Origin of the sequence: Paenibacillus sp. 79R4 (assembly GCF_013393165.1) — a bacterium.
Classification (GTDB): domain Bacteria; phylum Bacillota; class Bacilli; order Paenibacillales; family Paenibacillaceae; genus Fontibacillus.
Window position 1 is genome coordinate 183,410 of the sequence record NZ_QJOT01000010.1, and the last position, 16,370, is coordinate 199,779.

Below are 16,370 nucleotides of genomic sequence, written 5' to 3' on the forward strand. Positions count from 1 at the left end.
TGGCCCTCATGGCTTGCTGCCCCTCATTACGGCGCTTGAACGGCCGCATACGCCAAATAGCGCATCCCATAAACTTGCGGGTGCGCTATTTGCATTTTCTCTTTCAAATGCTCCATCCCTCCGCGGTCTGGCGGATAGTCAGAAATCGCTGATAGATCCCCTCCTGCTTGCTTAATTCCTCATGATTGCCGCGTTGCACGATTTGTCCATCCTCCATAACAAGGATCTGGTCCGCGCTTTCGATCGTCGCCAGCCGGTGAGCGATAATGATGATCGTTTTACCGCGAACCAAAGCGCTGATGGCCTGCTGGATCGCTTGCTCATTTTCCGGGTCCACGCTGGCGGTGGCTTCATCCAAAATGACAATCGGCGCGTTTTTCAGCATCGCCCTGGCGATCGAAATCCGCTGCTTCTCACCCCCGGATAGCGTGGCCCCGCCATCGCCAATGACGGTATCATAACCTTGCGGAAGCGCCATGATAAAATCGTGGCAGCAGGCCTGTTTTGCCGCCTCCACCACCTCGTCCATTCCGGCTTCAGGCTTGGCGAAGCGAATATTGTTCGCAATCGTGTCCTGGAACAAATATACCTTTTGGAATACCATGCTGATATTTTCCATAAGGCTGCCGCTTGTGATGTCCCTGATATCCACACCCCCGATCGAGACACTGCCCCGGTTCGCCAGATAAAACTTGGCGATCAGGTTGCAGATCGTCGTTTTGCCGCTGCCCGAAGGGCCAACGATCGCCGTCGTCGTGTTCTCCGGCATGATGAACGAAACATCGCGCAGCACCTCCCGTTGATCATAGGCAAAGCCGACCTCCCGGAAGCAAATATCATATTGCGTCAATCGCATATCCTGGCTGTCCTGATCAATCGATTCCGCATGATGAATCTCCTCCAGCTTATCGAGCGTTGCATCGATTACTTCAAGGACGTGAGCGGCGTTGTTTACCGTTTCAACATGGCCGAAAATGACAAACGAGAAAATCGCCATCATCAGCATCGTTGGCAACTCCATCGCCCCGTTTGCGGCAAGGATGGCTGAAACTGCCACAATGCCTGCGGATGCCCCTTTCAGCGCAAACAAATGGAGGCAATTGTAAGGCACGTAATTCCTCTCAATCCGGATGTTAATGTCCTTGCTCATTTGAAAAGCCCGGCGAATCCCTTCCCGGGACACCCCGTCCTGCTTAAATGCCTTGACTGCCGGCATCCCCCTTATATACTCGATGGCGGCAGCGATCATGTTGTCCTGGGCTTTTTGGTGAACCGGGGCGTTTTTACGGCTTTGTCTCCCCAGCAGCCTCAGGAACAGGGCAGACAGCAGGATTCCTGTCAGTGCGACTCCCGCGACTGGAGGGCTGTAAACCGCCAGGCAGGCCACCATCGTCAGTGCGCTGATATAACCGTTCACCACCACATCGATCATCTTCATCCCCAGCAGCTCGATAAACGACAGATCCGTAGTCGCTGCTGCAGCGATTTCCCCCGTATTTTTGCGGCTGAAGAAGCCCAGCGGAACCTGCTTCAAAATGCCGCCGATCCGGGTTCTTTCGTCCGCCGCCGCCTCACATCCGATGCTTTCCTGGGTGGAAGCCCGCAAATAAGCAAACCAGAAGCGGCCCGCCACCGCCAAGGCCATCAATCCCGCCATGTAAAATACCCAATCTAACGTTAATCCGCGAACCCCGTTCTTATCCTCGATAATCAGGTTTAGCCCGTAGGCGGCAAGCATAATAGGCATCGCTGTGAACAAGGTATGAAAGAACGAATACACAAAGCCGCGGTAAAGCCGTTTTCTTCTTGGGCCGATCCATTGCATTATACGTCCGATGGATTTAAACATGAGTCCCCACACTCCCCGTTGCACGATTTGCCGCCCAGCGTCTGGCTCCCGTATGTGCCTCCCACATATTCCTGTATAGCGGGCAGCTCCGAAGCAGCTCATCATGTGTCCCGGTCTGCACCATCTGGCCCTTTTCCATTACGATAATTTGATCGGCATGCCTGATGGTAGACAGCCGGTGTGCGATCACAAGCAGCGTCTTGCCCCGGGTCAAGGCGGCGATCGAGCGCTGCAGCTTATCTTCGTTTTCCGGGTCTGTAAACGCGGTGGCCTCATCCAAAATAACCACCGGCGCATTTTTCAGGATCGCTCTGGCGATGGCGATTCTCTGCTTTTCTCCCCCCGACAGCTTTCCTCCCGCCTCCCCGGCGTTGGTATCGTAACCGCGCTCGAGCTTGTGAATAAACTCGTCGCAGCAGGCTGCTTGTGCCGCCTTGACCACCTCTTCATCCGAGGCTTCGGGATTGCCTAGCCTGATGTTTTCCTTCAGAGAACAGTTGAAGAGAAAATTATCCTGGGCAACGAAGCTTACAACATCGGCCAGCTGGGCCAGCGGGAGCTGCTTGATATTAACTCCTCCCAGCCTGATCTCCCCGCTGCCCGGCTCCCAAAAACGCGCGATCAAACGGGCAATCGTCGATTTGCCGCTGCCCGAAGGACCAACCAACGCGGTGAAGCTGCCCTCTTCCAGTTTAAGGCTGATATCCGCGAGCGCTTTGGCAGTTTGCTGATTCGCTTGTCCATCCCCGGTTTCGTAGGAGAAGGAGACGTGATCCAGCTCGATATCGTAATGCTTCAGCTTGGTATGCTCCCCCGCGTTGTCCAGGATCTCCAGATTCAAATACTCGTCGGCGGCTTTGACCGCATATTCGATCGACTTGGCATCATTGACGAATACCGTGAAGCTGGTTAGGGGGCCCACGATGCCCAAGGACAAAATCAGACACATGGTCAGCTCCGCCGGGCTTAATGACCCGTTCATATATAGATACATGCCGACCGGCATCGTGCCGAGCAGCGTCGACGGCAAGATAGAACCTCCGAAATTCATAAGCTTCCAGGTGCTTTTAAACCAATTTAACGTATAATCCTTGAACGACGTGACCGCTCTTTCATATTTTTCATAAGACGCAGCCGAGCGGTTAAACGCCTTAATGACTTCAATGCCTTCGATATATTCCACGATGACACCGTTCACCCGGTTGCTGGATTCCATATAATCGGCGTACTGTTTGTTAAACGTCCGCATGACAAAAGCATAAGCTACAGCGGCGATTGGTACAGTCAACAGGGCTGCAAGCGCCATCCGCCAATCAATCAGCAGCAAATAGACGAACACGCCCGCAGGCAGCAGCAGGTTGGAAATCCCCTCCGGGATTACATGGGCCAGCGGAAGTTCAATGGTTTCCACACGGTCAACGATGACGCTCTTCAGTTTGCCTACACTCTGATTCAGCACAGCACCTAGCGGCGCGCTCACCAGCTTATCAGCGATTTTGAGCCGGATCTGCTCGATGATGCTGTATGCCGAATAATGGGCCAGAATGGTGGATATCGCGTAAAAGATCAACTGGGCCGCATATCCCGCCAGACAGACAGCGACCCAAAGCCCGATCCCGGATACCGTCTCTTCACCTTGAAAAAATAACACAATAATTCGATATACGCCCACATAAGGGATAATACCTCCGGCGACACTGAGGATCGCGCATATGATGGACATCGCCATTTGCCACCGGCAACTGGCGGTAAATGAAATGACAGTTCCCAGCCAATGTTTCTCTCTCACGATGCCTGTTCCTCCCTCAACCTATTTTTGTCTCCTCCCGAAAAAAAGGGATGATTGGCAGTCGCCAACCATCCCCATCTTATAAATTTGTCCGTGCCTCATCCACTCCATCCGGCAGCGCTTCACTCCATTCGGACATAAAATTCCGATATGCTTGCGGCGGCGCGCCGATTACCGCCTTAAAGGCGGCTGCAAATTTGCTGGCATTGTCGTAGCCCACCTTGGCCGCGATCGTGGCTACACTGTCACCGCTTTGGCGCAGCAGCTCTGCCGCCGCTTGCATGCGATAAGCGCGCATGTAGGCATGTAGAGGAGAACCGTAAACCCCTTTAAAGCATTCTTTCAGAGCCGTCGGTGAGATCATGAATCGCAAGGACAATTCGTCCACTGTAAAACGCCGCTCGAGATTTTCCGCTAAAAATTTCATGATCGCTTTTACCGTCTCCACCCGTTTTCCGGGAAAATAAGGACGCTCGTTCCCATCGGCCGGAACATCAACCGTGCTCAGGAACAGCAGCAGCTCCAGCGCCTTGACCTTGAAATAATCTTGTTTGAGTCTTCCTGGCACGTTATAAAGCTGAGAGAAAATAGGCTGAATAGCCTCATCCGCACGCCTGATGAAGGTTCTCCCGCCATGGCAAAAGCTTTCGCGCAGTCCCGGTAAATCGATGGATAATCCCCCAAGTGAAGAAGAGAGCGTCCGGCACGCTTCTTCCATATATACAGCCAAGGTTATGCCCTGATAGTAACCGAGCGGAAAGCCAAACGTACCGGTGTGCTTCTCCCTCGTACCAACCTGCAAATCCCTCTCCCCTAAGTACAGGCAAGCGCCGTGCCGGAAATTCCATTCGATCCTTCCTTGCCGGCAATAATCGATTCCCAGCATGTCCATTTCTGTGCGAAATTCGGAAACACAGCTTTGCATGCGAAAATCGTTAAATACCAAATCGATTCCGGGGAGCACTTGGTAACAGGTCATCGTCCCCCGGCCCGTCTCATTCTCCATCATGTATACGGTGCAGCTCCCGTCGCCTGAAATCGCCGCCACATTGCTCCCGTGATCTATTTTTCCGCTAAGCATCTCTAACCCACCCGCAGTGTTTGCATAAGTGAGATCACTTCGGAATAATGACTTTTCGAGACCGGATGTTCGGTTCCCAGCCGTCCCTCGCTGAAGAACAACAGACGCTGGCAGGCGCTATACACCAATTCATAATCATGGGTAATGATCAATACCGCCACTCCGGAGGCGGCGATCTCGCGAATCAGCTTCACCACACGGCGCATATTCTCCCCATCCAGTCCGGAGGTTGGTTCATCCAGGATCAGGATGTCCGGTTGATGCATTAAGCCGACGGCAAAAGTGACGCGCTGCTTCTGCCCGCCTGACAAGGCAGCCGGATGGCGGTCGCGATAGGTCCACAAATCAAGTTGCTTGAGCAGACGCTCGGCCCGTTCCTCCGCTTGAGCCTCCTTCTCGTGTCCAAGCATCAGCTCGTTCCAGACGCTATCCGAGAACAACTGGTAGTCGCTATCCTGCATCACGAACCACAGTCTGCCAAGCCGTTGTCTGGCCGAGGCTCTGCTTCCCCCGAGCCGGATCCCCCCGGATCGTTCCCGCAGCAAGCCGCACAGGGTTTTGGCCAAAGTGGTCTTGCCTGCCCCATTGGGGCCGGTAACGGCGATCACCTCGCCCTCGCTTAAGGAAAAGCTGACGTCCCCCAGAACAGCCTGCTTGAACCTTCCCGGCGAAATGGACACGTCCTGCAACGCCATCCGTTCCTGCCCCGGCCCCCCCTTCCACTCAATCTCGGAAAAGGGACGGTTGACAACCGGCGATCTTAGCCCATACTCCACCAGCTGTTCATCGGACAAGGCGAGCAGTTCATCCGGCGTCCATTCGGCGGCAATTTCTCCGTTTTGCATATAGACGATCCGATCCGCAACCGGCAGCAAATAATACAGTCGATGTTCGGCAATGAGCAGCGATTTCCCGTCCGCCTTTAAACCGGCGATAATCTCGGACAATTGCTGCGTCGCCGCCATATCCAGGTTGGCCGAAGGCTCGTCCATAACCAGGACGGGCGGATCGGACAACCGCGCGGAGGCCACGGCAACCTTTTGCTTTTCGCCGCTGGAGAGCTTGTGCACCTCGTTTTGAAGCAAATGCGTCAGGCCGCTTTCTTCCGCCAATTGTTCCACACACCGGCGCAGAACCTCCGGGTCCATCCCGTAATTTTCCCCGCAAAAGGCAATTTCGTCCCGGACGATCGATGTGAAGAACTGGCTGCGGGAATCCTGAAACACACTCCCGACCATTCTCCCGAACTCCCACGGCTCCATCTGCCCGATGTCTTTTTGCCCGAGCCGGATCTTCCCGGTCAGCTGTCCTTCATGAAAGTAAGGAATCAAGCCATTCACCAGCCGGGTTAGGGTTGTTTTACCGCTGCCGGAAGGCCCTGTTATAACCACGCATTCCCCCTCGTAAAGTGTCAAGCAAATCTGTTTGAGCTGTTCCGAGGACTCATTATATTGAAAAGACACGTTTTCGATTTCAACAATTGCATTCTTCTGCGCCATATAGCTCCCTCCTTAACGGCATATAGCAAACAGCCAGGCGATATATATAATCGGCAAAACAGCATCCTGCAGGCGGAAAGCAATCGGGTAAATACTCGTTTTTCGTCCCGGATCATCGATGCCCTTAGTGGTTGCCGATGCGGCCAATTCATCGGAAATTTTCAAGCTTCTCATTAAAAGCGGCACGATCGTATATTCAAAGGTACTAAAGGGCCGCAGCCAATTTTTCGGAGAAGCGATGGAAACCCCTCTCAGCTTCGCCGCCACCTGGATCGCCTCATATTCCAGCCTCATCACCGGCGGAAAGCGAAAGCTGACAGCCAGCGTGACCAGAACGCCCATCGGCAGCCGAAGTGTGCGCAGCGCGGCGATCAGCTTGCCGGAAGGAACTTTGCTTAAAGACAGAGCGGACATGAGCACAGGCATAAACCGCAGTCCCAAAAAAGTCAGAATGTTTAAATAATTCAATACTTCCAGAGACGAGCCGGCAATCCAGCCCTGCAGAAGATACAGAAGCAAGGCGAGAACCAGATATTGCACCGTGGTTTTGTATATCCCTTGGGCGAACAAATACAACGCCATAAACAGCATAATCCAGGGCAGCGCGCTTAAATCCGCCAGGAATACCGCCACGCTGGTAATCAGGGTCACCAGCATTTGCGTACGGGGATCCACTTCCATCATCGCTTTCATCATTTAACCCGCCATCCGTCGGTATTTTGTTGCAAATGCCACAAATTGGCGTATAGGCCCTGTTTCTCCAGCAATTCCGCATGGGTTCCTTCTTCGGCGAGCTGTCCCTGATCAAGCACCAGAATTTTGTCGGCATGCTGGATCGTCTTCAAGCGATGGGCGATCAGAATGACCGTTTTGTTGGCGACCAGCTCGTTAATTGCCTGCTGCACCGCCGATTCATTTTCCGGATCCAGCGACGCCGTCGCTTCATCCAACAGCACGATCGAAGCGTCCTTCAGAAGTGCTCGAGCGATGGAGATCCGCTGTTTTTCGCCCCCCGACAGCGTCGATCCCCCTTCCCCTACCGGTGTGTCGTAGCCCTGCGGCAGTCTGGATATAAATTCATGGCAGCAGGCGCGTTTGGCCGCTTCTTCGATCTCGTCCTGCGTAGCGTCCCTGTTGCCGATTCGAATGTTGTTGCCGATCGTATCCTGGAACAAATACACGTCCTGGAACACCATGGATATATCCCCCAGCAGGCTCTCCGGATTTATTTCTTTGATTTCCCGGCCACCGATACGGATCGAGCCGGAATCAATGTCCCAGAAGCGGGCCAGCAGACGCGTCACCGTACTCTTGCCGCTTCCTGACGGTCCCACCAGTGCGGTGATCGTATTCGGCTCGATGTGGAAGGACAAGTCTTTCAAGACCGGCTGGTCGGAATCGTACCCGAAGGAGACCCGGTCAAATTCAATCGGCGCATGCGCTCTGACGTTTTCCGTTCCCGGCAGCGGCTTCTCCATGCGAACATCCATGATGCGCTGCGCGCTGTAAGCCGAATAACGCATTTCTCCATAATTCATCAGCACGACGGTTAACGGCTCGAATACTTTGGTTCCCACTAAAAGGAACAGCAGAAATACGGGAAGCGACATGGTACCGCCGATCAGCAAATAGCTGCCGACGAATATCATCAAAGTCATGCCGGACCGCGTCAGCAGCATCGCCCCCATTATCATGGGTCCCATAACCCCTTCCAATGAAATCGAAGCCCGCTTTAATTGATCAAAAGAAAGGCGCAAGCGCTCGAACCGCTTTCCTCCGATGTTATGGGCCTTGATCTCGCGGATGCCGGCCAGATATTCCTGCAACCGGCTCGCCGCTTCATTTTTGGCCTTGACATGGCTTTCGCTCAAGCGGGCCTGCACGGAATCGGTAAGCCAGAGCAACAGGACTCCAAAGGGAATGGCGATAAACATGGCCAATGCCATGCGCCAATCGAGAAACACCAGCCCGAATAACGCAAGCACCGGCAACATGATCCCACTGATCAACTGCGGAACATTGTGCGATATCGTATGTTCGACCTGACCATAGTCGCCAAGCAGCAGGTTCGTAATATCGCCCGGGTCCCTTTTTCCAAAAAAGCCAAGCGATAAATGACGAATATGCTCAGCCAGTTTCAATCGCCCGGATGCCGCCAGACTGTAAGCCACTTTGTAGGTTTTGTCGTATAACGAGGCATACGCCGCGTACTCCACAACCAGCCAGATAAGCAAAACGGCGCAAACCGTCCACAGCCGCCCGATATTTAAACCCGCCTCCGGTTCGGCAAAGGAGCGATAGATCGTATTAAAAATATCGACCAGCAGTGCTGCCGGAATGATCTTGGCGATCCCGTCCAGCAAGGCCGCGATCGTGGAAGGCCCCAGGCTTCGGATGCTTCCGCCGGAAATGTTATAAAAATATTTATACATGGCCGCTCCCTCCTTCGGCCCCAATCCAGGCGGCTTCCCGGGACCCGGCTCCCAGTCTCCAGGATGCGGCATGGATATGGGCCTGCCACATCTGTTCGTACAGACCGCCTTCTCTCCGCAGCTCCTCATGAGTGCCGCGTTCTACAATTTCTCCGCGATTCACGACCAGAATTTGCTCGGCCCCGCGAATGGTGGACAATCTGTGGGCGATAATCAAAACTGTTTTTCCTTTCACCAGTTCAATCAAACCTTGCTGAATTTTATGTTCATTCTCGGCGTCCGCATATGCCGTAGCTTCGTCCAAAACCAGAATCGGCGCGTTTTTAAGCAGCGCCCGGGCGATGGCGATCCGCTGCGCTTCGCCGCCGGACAAATAAGTTCCGCCTTCTCCGATTTTCGTATCGTAGCCTTCCGGCAGCTGTTCGATAAAATCATGGCAACAAGCGGTCCTGGCCGCTCGGATCACCTCGTCTCGGGTAGCCTTCGCATTACCCATCCGAATATTTTCTTCAATCGTGTCATAGAAGAGATGGACGTCTTGAAATACAAATGAAACGGTGTCCATCAGCTTTTCCGTCCCTATTTCGCGAATCGGCACACCGCCGATCGTAATTACGCCCTCCTGTATGTCCCAGAAGCGCAGCAGCAGGTTAGCGATGGTCGACTTTCCCCCGCCGGAAGGGCCGACGAGCGCTGTCATCTCGCCCGCTTTTGCCGTAAAATTGATATTTTTCAAAACCGGCTTATAGTCCTTGCTTTCTTTAGACTCATAAGCAAAAGACACCGATTGAAAAGCGATGTCATAAGATTCCGGCGTCCGTGGCACCACCGGCTCCTGGGTCACAGGCTCGGCCAGCACACTTTCGATCCGCTTGTTCCCTTCCACGATTTCTCGCAATCCGCCCCCCAAATATAGCAGCTTCAACAAAGGCGCCGACAAACTTGGCGAAACGATCAGGAACAAAATAAAGGTAATAGCAAACGCCTGGTTCCCCGAATTACCGTTAAAGAGCAAAATGCCCATCGGAACAACAAAAGTAAATAAAGAGCTTATGATAACAAAGAAGAGACTATAGGATGTTTTGCATAGATCCGTGATTTTTAAGGAAATATCCCGGTAACGATCCACGGCTTGCTTAAAAGTCAGGAAAGAATCGGCGGTAATGCCGAATACCTTCACGGCGGGCATGCCCCTGACGTATTCCACGCCGGTGGCGTTCATTTCTTCAACCGCAAACTGAAATTGGCGATAAGCCTTTTGCCCGCCTTCACTGGCAAACATGCGTGCCTGCAGCCAGAAGCCGATGCCAATCGGCAGCAGCAATATGAGCGCTAACCGCCAGTCGAGCCAAAATAAATAACCGATTAGCAAAATCGGTATTACAATTGCACTAACCAGATCGGGAAGTTGATGGGCAATAAACTTCTCGATTTTTTCAACGCTGACTTCAATGATTTTTTTCAATTCACCGATCGCTGTTTTCGTATGATAGCCCATCGGCACTATGGCGACATGTTCGGTCAACCGAAGCCTTAGTTGATAAAGAATGTTGAAGGCCGCAATATGAGAGCACATTCCGCCAATGTATAATGCGATCAGTGCGGCAACCAAAGCTATAAATGCGATAATCCCCCAGCGTAAAATCAAATCTTTGTTGATATCCGCAGGTGTTTGCGCATGCCGCAGCAATTCTTCAATAATTTTGTAAACCGCTGCAAATGGGGCGATTTGAAGCAAGCTGGACAGAATGGAGAACAGGCTGGCTGTGATAAGCAGCGCTTTTTTCTCGCCAACGATCTTGATTAGCCCGGACATCTCGGATTTCGCTTCCATATTCATCCCTCGCCTTCGTATCGGTCTATTTAATCAATCCGGACTTCATAAAGTGTTTGCGCAGCAACTTGGCAGCAAGCAGGCTGCCAAGCAAGGTCAGGATGAACGAAAAAGCCGAGCTCCCGATGATCCAGACCGGAGAATACGCAAAATAGGCCATGCGTTCCCGCATTTCCGGGTCATACATCGCCTCAAGATAATCGCTGCCATACACGTATATCGTCACATAGGCGCCCAGGCCAAACAAAGCGCCATATGCGGCATAGGCCAAAGCCTGGCGTGAAATTCGGCGATATTGTCCTCCGTCTCCCTTGAACAGCACCGCTTCGCCAATCAGGCCCGCCAATATAAAGAAAGCAAGCATCAACGGAACTCCCATGATCGTATATATTAGTCCTGTGACAACCGCCATGAGCAGCAGAGTCCCTCTTTTGCCGATCTTCATCGCCATAACCAGATATACCGTAGCCGAGAAAAACAGACAGACGCCGGATATCAACGGCATGGCAAAGGCCATGACGGGCGTCAATGCAATCCCCACAATAGCATTAACAATATAAATCAGGATGCTGAATATACCGATGAGTATGTAATCTTTAGTTCGAAGCTTTTGTCTCATTCAAATTCTCCTCTCTTTATCTAATTGATAATAATAATCATTATCAATTAGATTTTCTGTTTTTTCAAGCTTTTTTATAGGTTTGTCATTTAATCTCCTAAGTTTTGGGCTTACGAGAATCAAAGATATCAAAAGGGCGGCAGAAGCGGGAAAAGATATCGTCCTCCTCATTTCGGGAAGGCGCATCCGCTCCTGTGCTTCTGTCGCCCGTATGGTAAAATGTTCGGTTACCAGCTGGACTTTTTCACACCGGGAATTTGTCCCCTATGGGCCATTTCACGAAATACGATCCGGGACACCTTGAATTTGCTAATATATCCTCTTGGCCGTCCTGTCACAGCACAGCGGTTATGCAGACGTGTGGGCGATGAATCGCGGGGCAGCTTTTGCAAAGCCGCATAATCGCCTTTTCCTTTTAACTCTCTGCGCTTTTCCGCATACTTTTGAACCAATGCTTGCCGCTTCTGCTCTTTAACGACCTTTGATTTCTTAGCCATTTTTACTCCCTCCTTTACTTGCTGTACACGAGTTGCACAGACCAAAAATTTCAAATTTATGCGAGATAACGCGGAACGATTCCGGTAGAACGATGCCGCTGTCCAGCGGACAAAAATCGATCGGAAAGGTTCGCTGGCATTTCATGCAGATAAAATGGTGGTGATGATGGTCCGGGCCGCATCTCAACTTGAAACGGACCCCCTCCGGAAAATCGAATTGCTCCAGCAGATTGATTTCCGTCAGCAATCGGAGATTACGGTACACCGTGTCGTAACTAACTCCCGGAAGCCGCTCCGATATATAAGCGTGAACCTGACGCGGCAACACGAATCCGGTGGAGACGGAGAACAGCTCCGCGATCCATCTGCGCTGCGAGGTAATACGCAAACCGTTGGACTCCATAGCTTGAATCATAGGATTCGACTTGTTCTCCATTCTTCCATCTCCCGTTTTCATATCCCCTTCACCAGATTCTTATAGACTATTCGTTCAACGCTGTCTTTAGCGAATCGAGATTCTGACGCATGACTGCAATATAGTCGAGACCGCCGTCTATCTCTTCCTGCGTTAACCCTTCAATTGGATTGAGCACCGCCGATTTGGCTCCGATTTCCGATGCGATCGTGTCGGCTACCTTGGAGGAAACCAGGGTTTCAAAGAAAATGGTCTTCACATGATGCTCCTTGGCAAACTCAACGATTTTGGCCATCTGGGAAGCTGACGGCTCCTGCTCAGGCGAGAGCCCGGCGATCGGCACTTGAGTCAACTCATATTGTCGGGCCAGGTAACCGAAAGCGGCATGCTGGGTAATGAAATCCTTGCGCTTGCTGTCCTTCAACGCCTCGGTAAATTCCTTGTCGAGCGCCTCCAGCTTGGCTACATAAGCATCGGCATTCGCTTTAAACTGTTCAGCATATTGCGGCGCTGCTTCGGACAGGCCTTTTTCAATGTTGCGAACCTCTTGAATCGCCAGTGCCGGCGACAGCCATACATGCGGGTCTAACCCCCCGTGATCATGGGCATGCCCATGCCCATCTTCTTCATGTCCATGCTCACTCTCGTGTTCGCCGTTCTCATCGGCGTGCTCACCATCTTCATGAGCATGTTCGCCCTCTTCATGCGCCTCTTCACCATGTTCATGCGCCTCTTCACCATGTTCATGCGCCTCTTCACCATGTTCATGCGCCTCTTCGCCATGTTCATGCGCCTCTTCGCCATGTTCATGTTCATGCTCTTCCGAGCCTTCCATCAATTCAATCCCCTGGCTGGCCTCAATCGCTTTGAGCCCGCTGCCCGTCGCGCTGTCCAGCACCTGCTCTACCCAACCTTCCATACCCGCGCCGTTATACACAAGCACGTCGGCCTTAGAGATAGCGGCCATATCCTGCGCGGTAGGTTCCCAATCATGCGGTTCCATCCCGGCGGGAACCAGATTCTCCACATGGGCCAGTTCCCCCGCTACATGACGCGTAAATTCATACATCGGATAAAAGCTCGTCTTGATTTCCAACGTTTCCGCTGCAGGTTTATCCGCGGCCGCTTCGGGAGCAGCGGACGAGCCGTTGTTGCTCGCTGCGTTGCCCGCAGTACCTGCGTTTGAGCCGCAACCGGCTGCAACCAGCATCATTGACAAAGATAAAACAGTTAGACTACGATTCCAAAATTTCATGTTTCAGTAACTCCTTCTTTGGATATTGTTTTTTGGTACTGCGCCGACCATAGACTCGCAGCAGCTTTTGCAGCAGCAGTGTGATCAGCAGAAATGTGAGCAGGATTAATGCAATCGTCCCGCCCGGTGGCGTATCGATATAATAAGACATACTAAGGCCGGAAAATACGCCCGCCAGACCGGTGCCAATCGCGATCAGAATCGCTGCCGTGAAACCGGAAGCAACGCGCAAGGCCAGCGAGGCAGGCAAAACGATCAGCGCGGAGACCAGAAGCACGCCTACAACCGGCATGGCAGCAGCAACGATCATCCCGGTCAATACCGCAAAGGACAATGACAGCAGCCTGACCCGAACTCCGGAGATTGCCGCGGTATCCTCGTCAAAGGTCAGATTGTAGAGAGGACGCCGCAGGATTATAAAGTAGAGAAAACCGATTAACGCCACGGCAGCAATCAACAGCAGCTGGGTGTTGCTTACTGCGACAATGGAACCAAACAGATAAGAGCTGAAGCTCTTGCTCCAATTCTGCTTCAGACTCATCAGCACCACAGCCAGCGCCAGCCCCGAAGTCATAATGATTGCCACCGGCAGCTCGCTGTATGTACGATAAGAACGACGAAGCTGCTCGATCACGATGCCTGCGGCTACAGCCAGGGCGAAGCCGCTGAGGGAGGGATTCAGCTGCATGACCGAGCCGAGAGCTACCCCGGCTAGAGATACATGCGAAAGGGTGTCCGCCATTAATGCCTGGCGGCGAAGCATTAAGTAGACGCCGAGCAGCGGAGCGATAACGCCGATTAACCCCCCTGCCCAAAAGGCGCGCTGCATAAATTCGTAGCCGAGCATGTCCATCCCTCCTCCTTCCGCTCCAATTGAATCAACATATCGAGATACGGCGCCGCTTCCTCAAGCCCATGGGTAACCATAATAACCGTATGGCCTTGCTGCGTTACGCCAGCTCTTAAAAACTCGTAAAGCTCTATCCGGCTTGCCGCATCCATTCCCGTCGTAGGCTCATCCAAGACGAGCACTTGCGGCTCCTGGGCCAGCGCCCGGGCGATGCAGACGCGCTGCTTCTGCCCCCCCGACAATTCTCCGACTTTCCGATCGCGGAATTCCCACATGCCAACCTGTTTCAGACTTCGTTCAACAATCTGCCGCTGCTCGTTCTTGAAACGACCGAATAATCCCAAGCGAGAGTAACAACCGGAACGGACCAGCTCGCTAACCTTGCTGGGAAAGCCGGCGTTGAAGGAAGACACATGCTGCGGTACATACGCCACGGCCATCTTCGAGCCGTCCTCCATGAAGCGATTAATTCGGACCGAACCGCTCCATGGCTTGATCAGGCCCAGCATCAGCTTCAGCAAAGTAGACTTCGCTGCGCCGTTAGTCCCCGCAACACCGACAAATTGCCCGGCATGGATGTCCAATGACAAGTTTTCGATGACCGGTTCATTCCCGTATCCAAACACCACCTCGCGCATGGATGATAAAATCACATTCATCTCTTCCTTTAATCGTAATTTTTACGTTTTATAAAGAGCATAATATCGTAATAATTACGATTTGTAAACCCTATTTATTGAGTAAATCTCATGCTTCACTCAGCCACGGCAGGGGATTATTAAATTTATTCCAGTCTTGCTGCATTTCTTCGTTGCTCAGCAGACAGCGGGCCAGCCTTTTCTCGATGTCCCTCTGATCCATGTCGATACCGATGAAGACTAATTCGGTCATGCGGTCGCCCCATGTAGGATCCCAGCGCTTCCGTGCCTCAGGCTCGCTCTCCAGAACTTCACGCTGCTGCTCCTCCGGCAATGAAGCAAGCCAGTATCCGGCAGGGCCAAACTGTATGGAAGGTCCCGCCTGACTTAACGAGGCAGCCAGATCGCCGCGCGCCGCGATCCATACCAACCCCTTGGCCCGCACCACCTCCTCAGGCCAATTGCTGAAGAAATAGCTGAGGCGCTGCGGATGGAATGGAATCCTGCTGCGGTACACAAACGATCCGATCCCGTATTCCTCGGTTTCCGGGGTATGCTCCTTCTTAGTAAGCTCCGAAATCCAGCCCGAGGACATGCTTGTCTTTTCAAAATCAAACAAACCGGTATTTAAAATCTCCTTGGGGTTGACAACTCCATTTACAGTACGAATGATTTTGGCCGATGGCTGAAGCTTTCGTAACACCGCCTCCAGCTTGACCAGATCCTTCTCTTCTACCAAATCACATTTGTTCAACAGCAGCACATCACAGGTCTCGATCTGATCGATCAGAAGATCCACAATATCCCTATAGTCAGCCTCTGTAGCAGCCTGGTCCCGATCGAGCAGGCTCTCTCCTGACGCAAAGTCATGCCAGAAACGGTTGGCATCCACCACAGTTACCATCGTATCCAGGCGGGACAGGGAGGTTAAATCGATATCCAGATCCGGATTAGCATAAGTAAAGGTCTGTGCTACCGGGATGGGTTCACTGATTCCGGAGGATTCGATCAGAATATAATCGAAGCGCCCTTCAGCAGCCAGCTTCTGCACTTCGCGCAGCAGATCGTCGCGCAATGTACAGCAAATGCAGCCGTTGGACATCTCTACAAGCTTCTCCTCTGTTCTCGACAATACGTTCCCTGATTTCACCAGATTGGCATCCACGTTGACTTCGCTCATGTCATTGACAATTACTGCCACCTTTAATCCGTCCCTATTGTGCAGAACATGGTTCAGCAGCGTTGTCTTCCCGGCTCCCAGATAACCGCTGAGCACTGTTACCGGGATCTTCTTCCTTGCTTCTTGTTCCGTATACATATATAACCTCCTTCAGCAGATTAACGTGTCTCTCTATGCAGCGTGTATTTTCTCAGGCGAGGACAGTACTTGCGCAGTTCCATGCGCTCAGGATGTGTTTTCTTATTCTTCGTAGTCGTGTAATTGCGGTCTCCCGTCTCGGTACATGCCAAAGTAACAACCACTCTCATTCCCAACAACTCCTTAATCGTAATATTTACGATTAGTTATTTTACAGGCTCTTTCTTCACTTGTCAATCGGTCTATTTATTTCATCGGCGCAAACAAAAAACAGGGGATTCCTCACTATAATCA

15 protein-coding genes are annotated in these 16,370 nt (G+C 52.2%); all 15 read right to left on the reverse strand.

What is annotated here, in order from left to right; genetic code table 11:
* Positions 1–103: 103 nt before the first annotated feature.
* The 15 genes from DMN77_RS15995 to rpmG all read right to left on the reverse strand — a co-directional run bounded on the left by DMN77_RS15995 (position 104) and on the right by rpmG (position 16,246).
* Complete coding sequence (locus tag DMN77_RS15995) at positions 104–1,849, reverse strand: ABC transporter ATP-binding protein (RefSeq protein WP_179015672.1); 1,746 nt, start codon at positions 1,847–1,849, stop codon at positions 104–106.
* Entirely contained in the window at positions 1,842–3,641 is a 1,800-nt protein-coding gene (locus tag DMN77_RS16000) for an ABC transporter ATP-binding protein (RefSeq protein ID WP_483874237.1), read from the reverse strand. Before DMN77_RS16000 ends, DMN77_RS15995 begins: the two co-directional genes overlap by 8 nt.
* 76 nt (positions 3,642–3,717) lie before the next feature.
* Entirely contained in the window at positions 3,718–4,719 is a 1,002-nt protein-coding gene (locus DMN77_RS16005) for an AraC family transcriptional regulator (protein WP_068780545.1), read from the reverse strand.
* Between the two features lie 2 nt (positions 4,720–4,721).
* Positions 4,722–6,218, reverse strand: coding sequence for an ABC transporter ATP-binding protein (locus DMN77_RS16010; RefSeq protein ID WP_179015674.1), 1,497 nt, complete (start codon positions 6,216–6,218; stop codon positions 4,722–4,724).
* Between the two features lie 12 nt (positions 6,219–6,230).
* Complete coding sequence (locus DMN77_RS16015) at positions 6,231–6,914, reverse strand: energy-coupling factor transporter transmembrane component T (RefSeq protein ID WP_229521011.1); 684 nt, start codon at positions 6,912–6,914, stop codon at positions 6,231–6,233.
* Positions 6,911–8,650, reverse strand: coding sequence for an ABC transporter ATP-binding protein (locus tag DMN77_RS16020; protein WP_179015675.1), 1,740 nt, complete (start codon positions 8,648–8,650; stop codon positions 6,911–6,913). The genes DMN77_RS16015 and DMN77_RS16020 overlap by 4 nt, the downstream gene beginning before the upstream one ends.
* The gene (locus tag DMN77_RS16025) at positions 8,643–10,484 is read right to left on the reverse strand and encodes an ABC transporter ATP-binding protein (RefSeq protein WP_179015676.1); all 1,842 of its coding nucleotides are present in this window, start codon (positions 10,482–10,484) and stop codon (positions 8,643–8,645) included. Before DMN77_RS16025 ends, DMN77_RS16020 begins: the two co-directional genes overlap by 8 nt.
* A 25-nt stretch (positions 10,485–10,509) precedes the next feature.
* Entirely contained in the window at positions 10,510–11,103 is a 594-nt protein-coding gene (locus DMN77_RS16030; RefSeq protein WP_179015677.1) for an MptD family putative ECF transporter S component, read from the reverse strand.
* 227 nt (positions 11,104–11,330) lie between these two features.
* Entirely contained in the window at positions 11,331–11,600 is a 270-nt protein-coding gene (gene rpsN / locus DMN77_RS16035; RefSeq protein ID WP_179015678.1) for a 30S ribosomal protein S14, read from the reverse strand.
* Positions 11,593–12,036 carry a Fur family transcriptional regulator gene (locus tag DMN77_RS16040; RefSeq protein WP_068780537.1) on the reverse strand — a complete coding sequence of 148 codons (444 nt, stop codon included), beginning with the start codon at positions 12,034–12,036 and terminating at the stop codon, positions 11,593–11,595. Before DMN77_RS16040 ends, rpsN begins: the two co-directional genes overlap by 8 nt.
* A 46-nt stretch (positions 12,037–12,082) precedes the next feature.
* The gene (locus DMN77_RS16045) at positions 12,083–13,270 is read right to left on the reverse strand and encodes a metal ABC transporter substrate-binding protein (protein WP_179015679.1); all 1,188 of its coding nucleotides are present in this window, start codon (positions 13,268–13,270) and stop codon (positions 12,083–12,085) included.
* Positions 13,251–14,123 carry a metal ABC transporter permease gene (locus DMN77_RS16050; RefSeq protein WP_179015680.1) on the reverse strand — a complete coding sequence of 291 codons (873 nt, stop codon included), beginning with the start codon at positions 14,121–14,123 and terminating at the stop codon, positions 13,251–13,253. Before DMN77_RS16050 ends, DMN77_RS16045 begins: the two co-directional genes overlap by 20 nt.
* Positions 14,069–14,773 (reverse strand): metal ABC transporter ATP-binding protein, encoded by a 705-nt coding sequence (locus DMN77_RS16055; protein WP_372776036.1) that lies wholly within the window; start codon positions 14,771–14,773, stop codon positions 14,069–14,071. The genes DMN77_RS16050 and DMN77_RS16055 overlap by 55 nt, the downstream gene beginning before the upstream one ends.
* A 94-nt stretch (positions 14,774–14,867) precedes the next feature.
* Complete coding sequence (locus tag DMN77_RS16060) at positions 14,868–16,076, reverse strand: GTP-binding protein (protein WP_179015682.1); 1,209 nt, start codon at positions 16,074–16,076, stop codon at positions 14,868–14,870.
* 20 nt (positions 16,077–16,096) lie between these two features.
* Positions 16,097–16,246 carry a 50S ribosomal protein L33 gene (gene rpmG / locus DMN77_RS16065; RefSeq protein WP_082790071.1) on the reverse strand — a complete coding sequence of 50 codons (150 nt, stop codon included), beginning with the start codon at positions 16,244–16,246 and terminating at the stop codon, positions 16,097–16,099.
* Positions 16,247–16,370 lie beyond the last annotated feature (124 nt).

Coding starts and splice junctions, on each gene's coding strand:
- DMN77_RS16045 (WP_179015679.1), bottom strand. CDS start 13,270: ATGAAATTTTGGAATCGTAGTCTAACTGTTTTATCTTTGTCAATGATG.
- DMN77_RS15995 (WP_179015672.1), bottom strand. CDS start 1,849: ATGTTTAAATCCATCGGACGTATAATGCAATGGATCGGCCCAAGAAGA.
- DMN77_RS16050 (WP_179015680.1), bottom strand. CDS start 14,123: ATGGACATGCTCGGCTACGAATTTATGCAGCGCGCCTTTTGGGCAGGG.
- DMN77_RS16015 (WP_229521011.1), bottom strand. CDS start 6,914: ATGATGAAAGCGATGATGGAAGTGGATCCCCGTACGCAAATGCTGGTG.
- DMN77_RS16030 (WP_179015677.1), bottom strand. CDS start 11,103: ATGAGACAAAAGCTTCGAACTAAAGATTACATACTCATCGGTATATTC.
- DMN77_RS16060 (WP_179015682.1), bottom strand. CDS start 16,076: ATGTATACGGAACAAGAAGCAAGGAAGAAGATCCCGGTAACAGTGCTC.
- rpmG (WP_082790071.1), bottom strand. CDS start 16,246: ATGAGAGTGGTTGTTACTTTGGCATGTACCGAGACGGGAGACCGCAAT.
- DMN77_RS16005 (WP_068780545.1), bottom strand. CDS start 4,719: ATGCTTAGCGGAAAAATAGATCACGGGAGCAATGTGGCGGCGATTTCA.
- DMN77_RS16025 (WP_179015676.1), bottom strand. CDS start 10,484: ATGGAAGCGAAATCCGAGATGTCCGGGCTAATCAAGATCGTTGGCGAG.
- rpsN (WP_179015678.1), bottom strand. CDS start 11,600: ATGGCTAAGAAATCAAAGGTCGTTAAAGAGCAGAAGCGGCAAGCATTG.
- DMN77_RS16010 (WP_179015674.1), bottom strand. CDS start 6,218: ATGGCGCAGAAGAATGCAATTGTTGAAATCGAAAACGTGTCTTTTCAA.
- DMN77_RS16020 (WP_179015675.1), bottom strand. CDS start 8,650: ATGTATAAATATTTTTATAACATTTCCGGCGGAAGCATCCGAAGCCTG.
- DMN77_RS16040 (WP_068780537.1), bottom strand. CDS start 12,036: ATGGAGAACAAGTCGAATCCTATGATTCAAGCTATGGAGTCCAACGGT.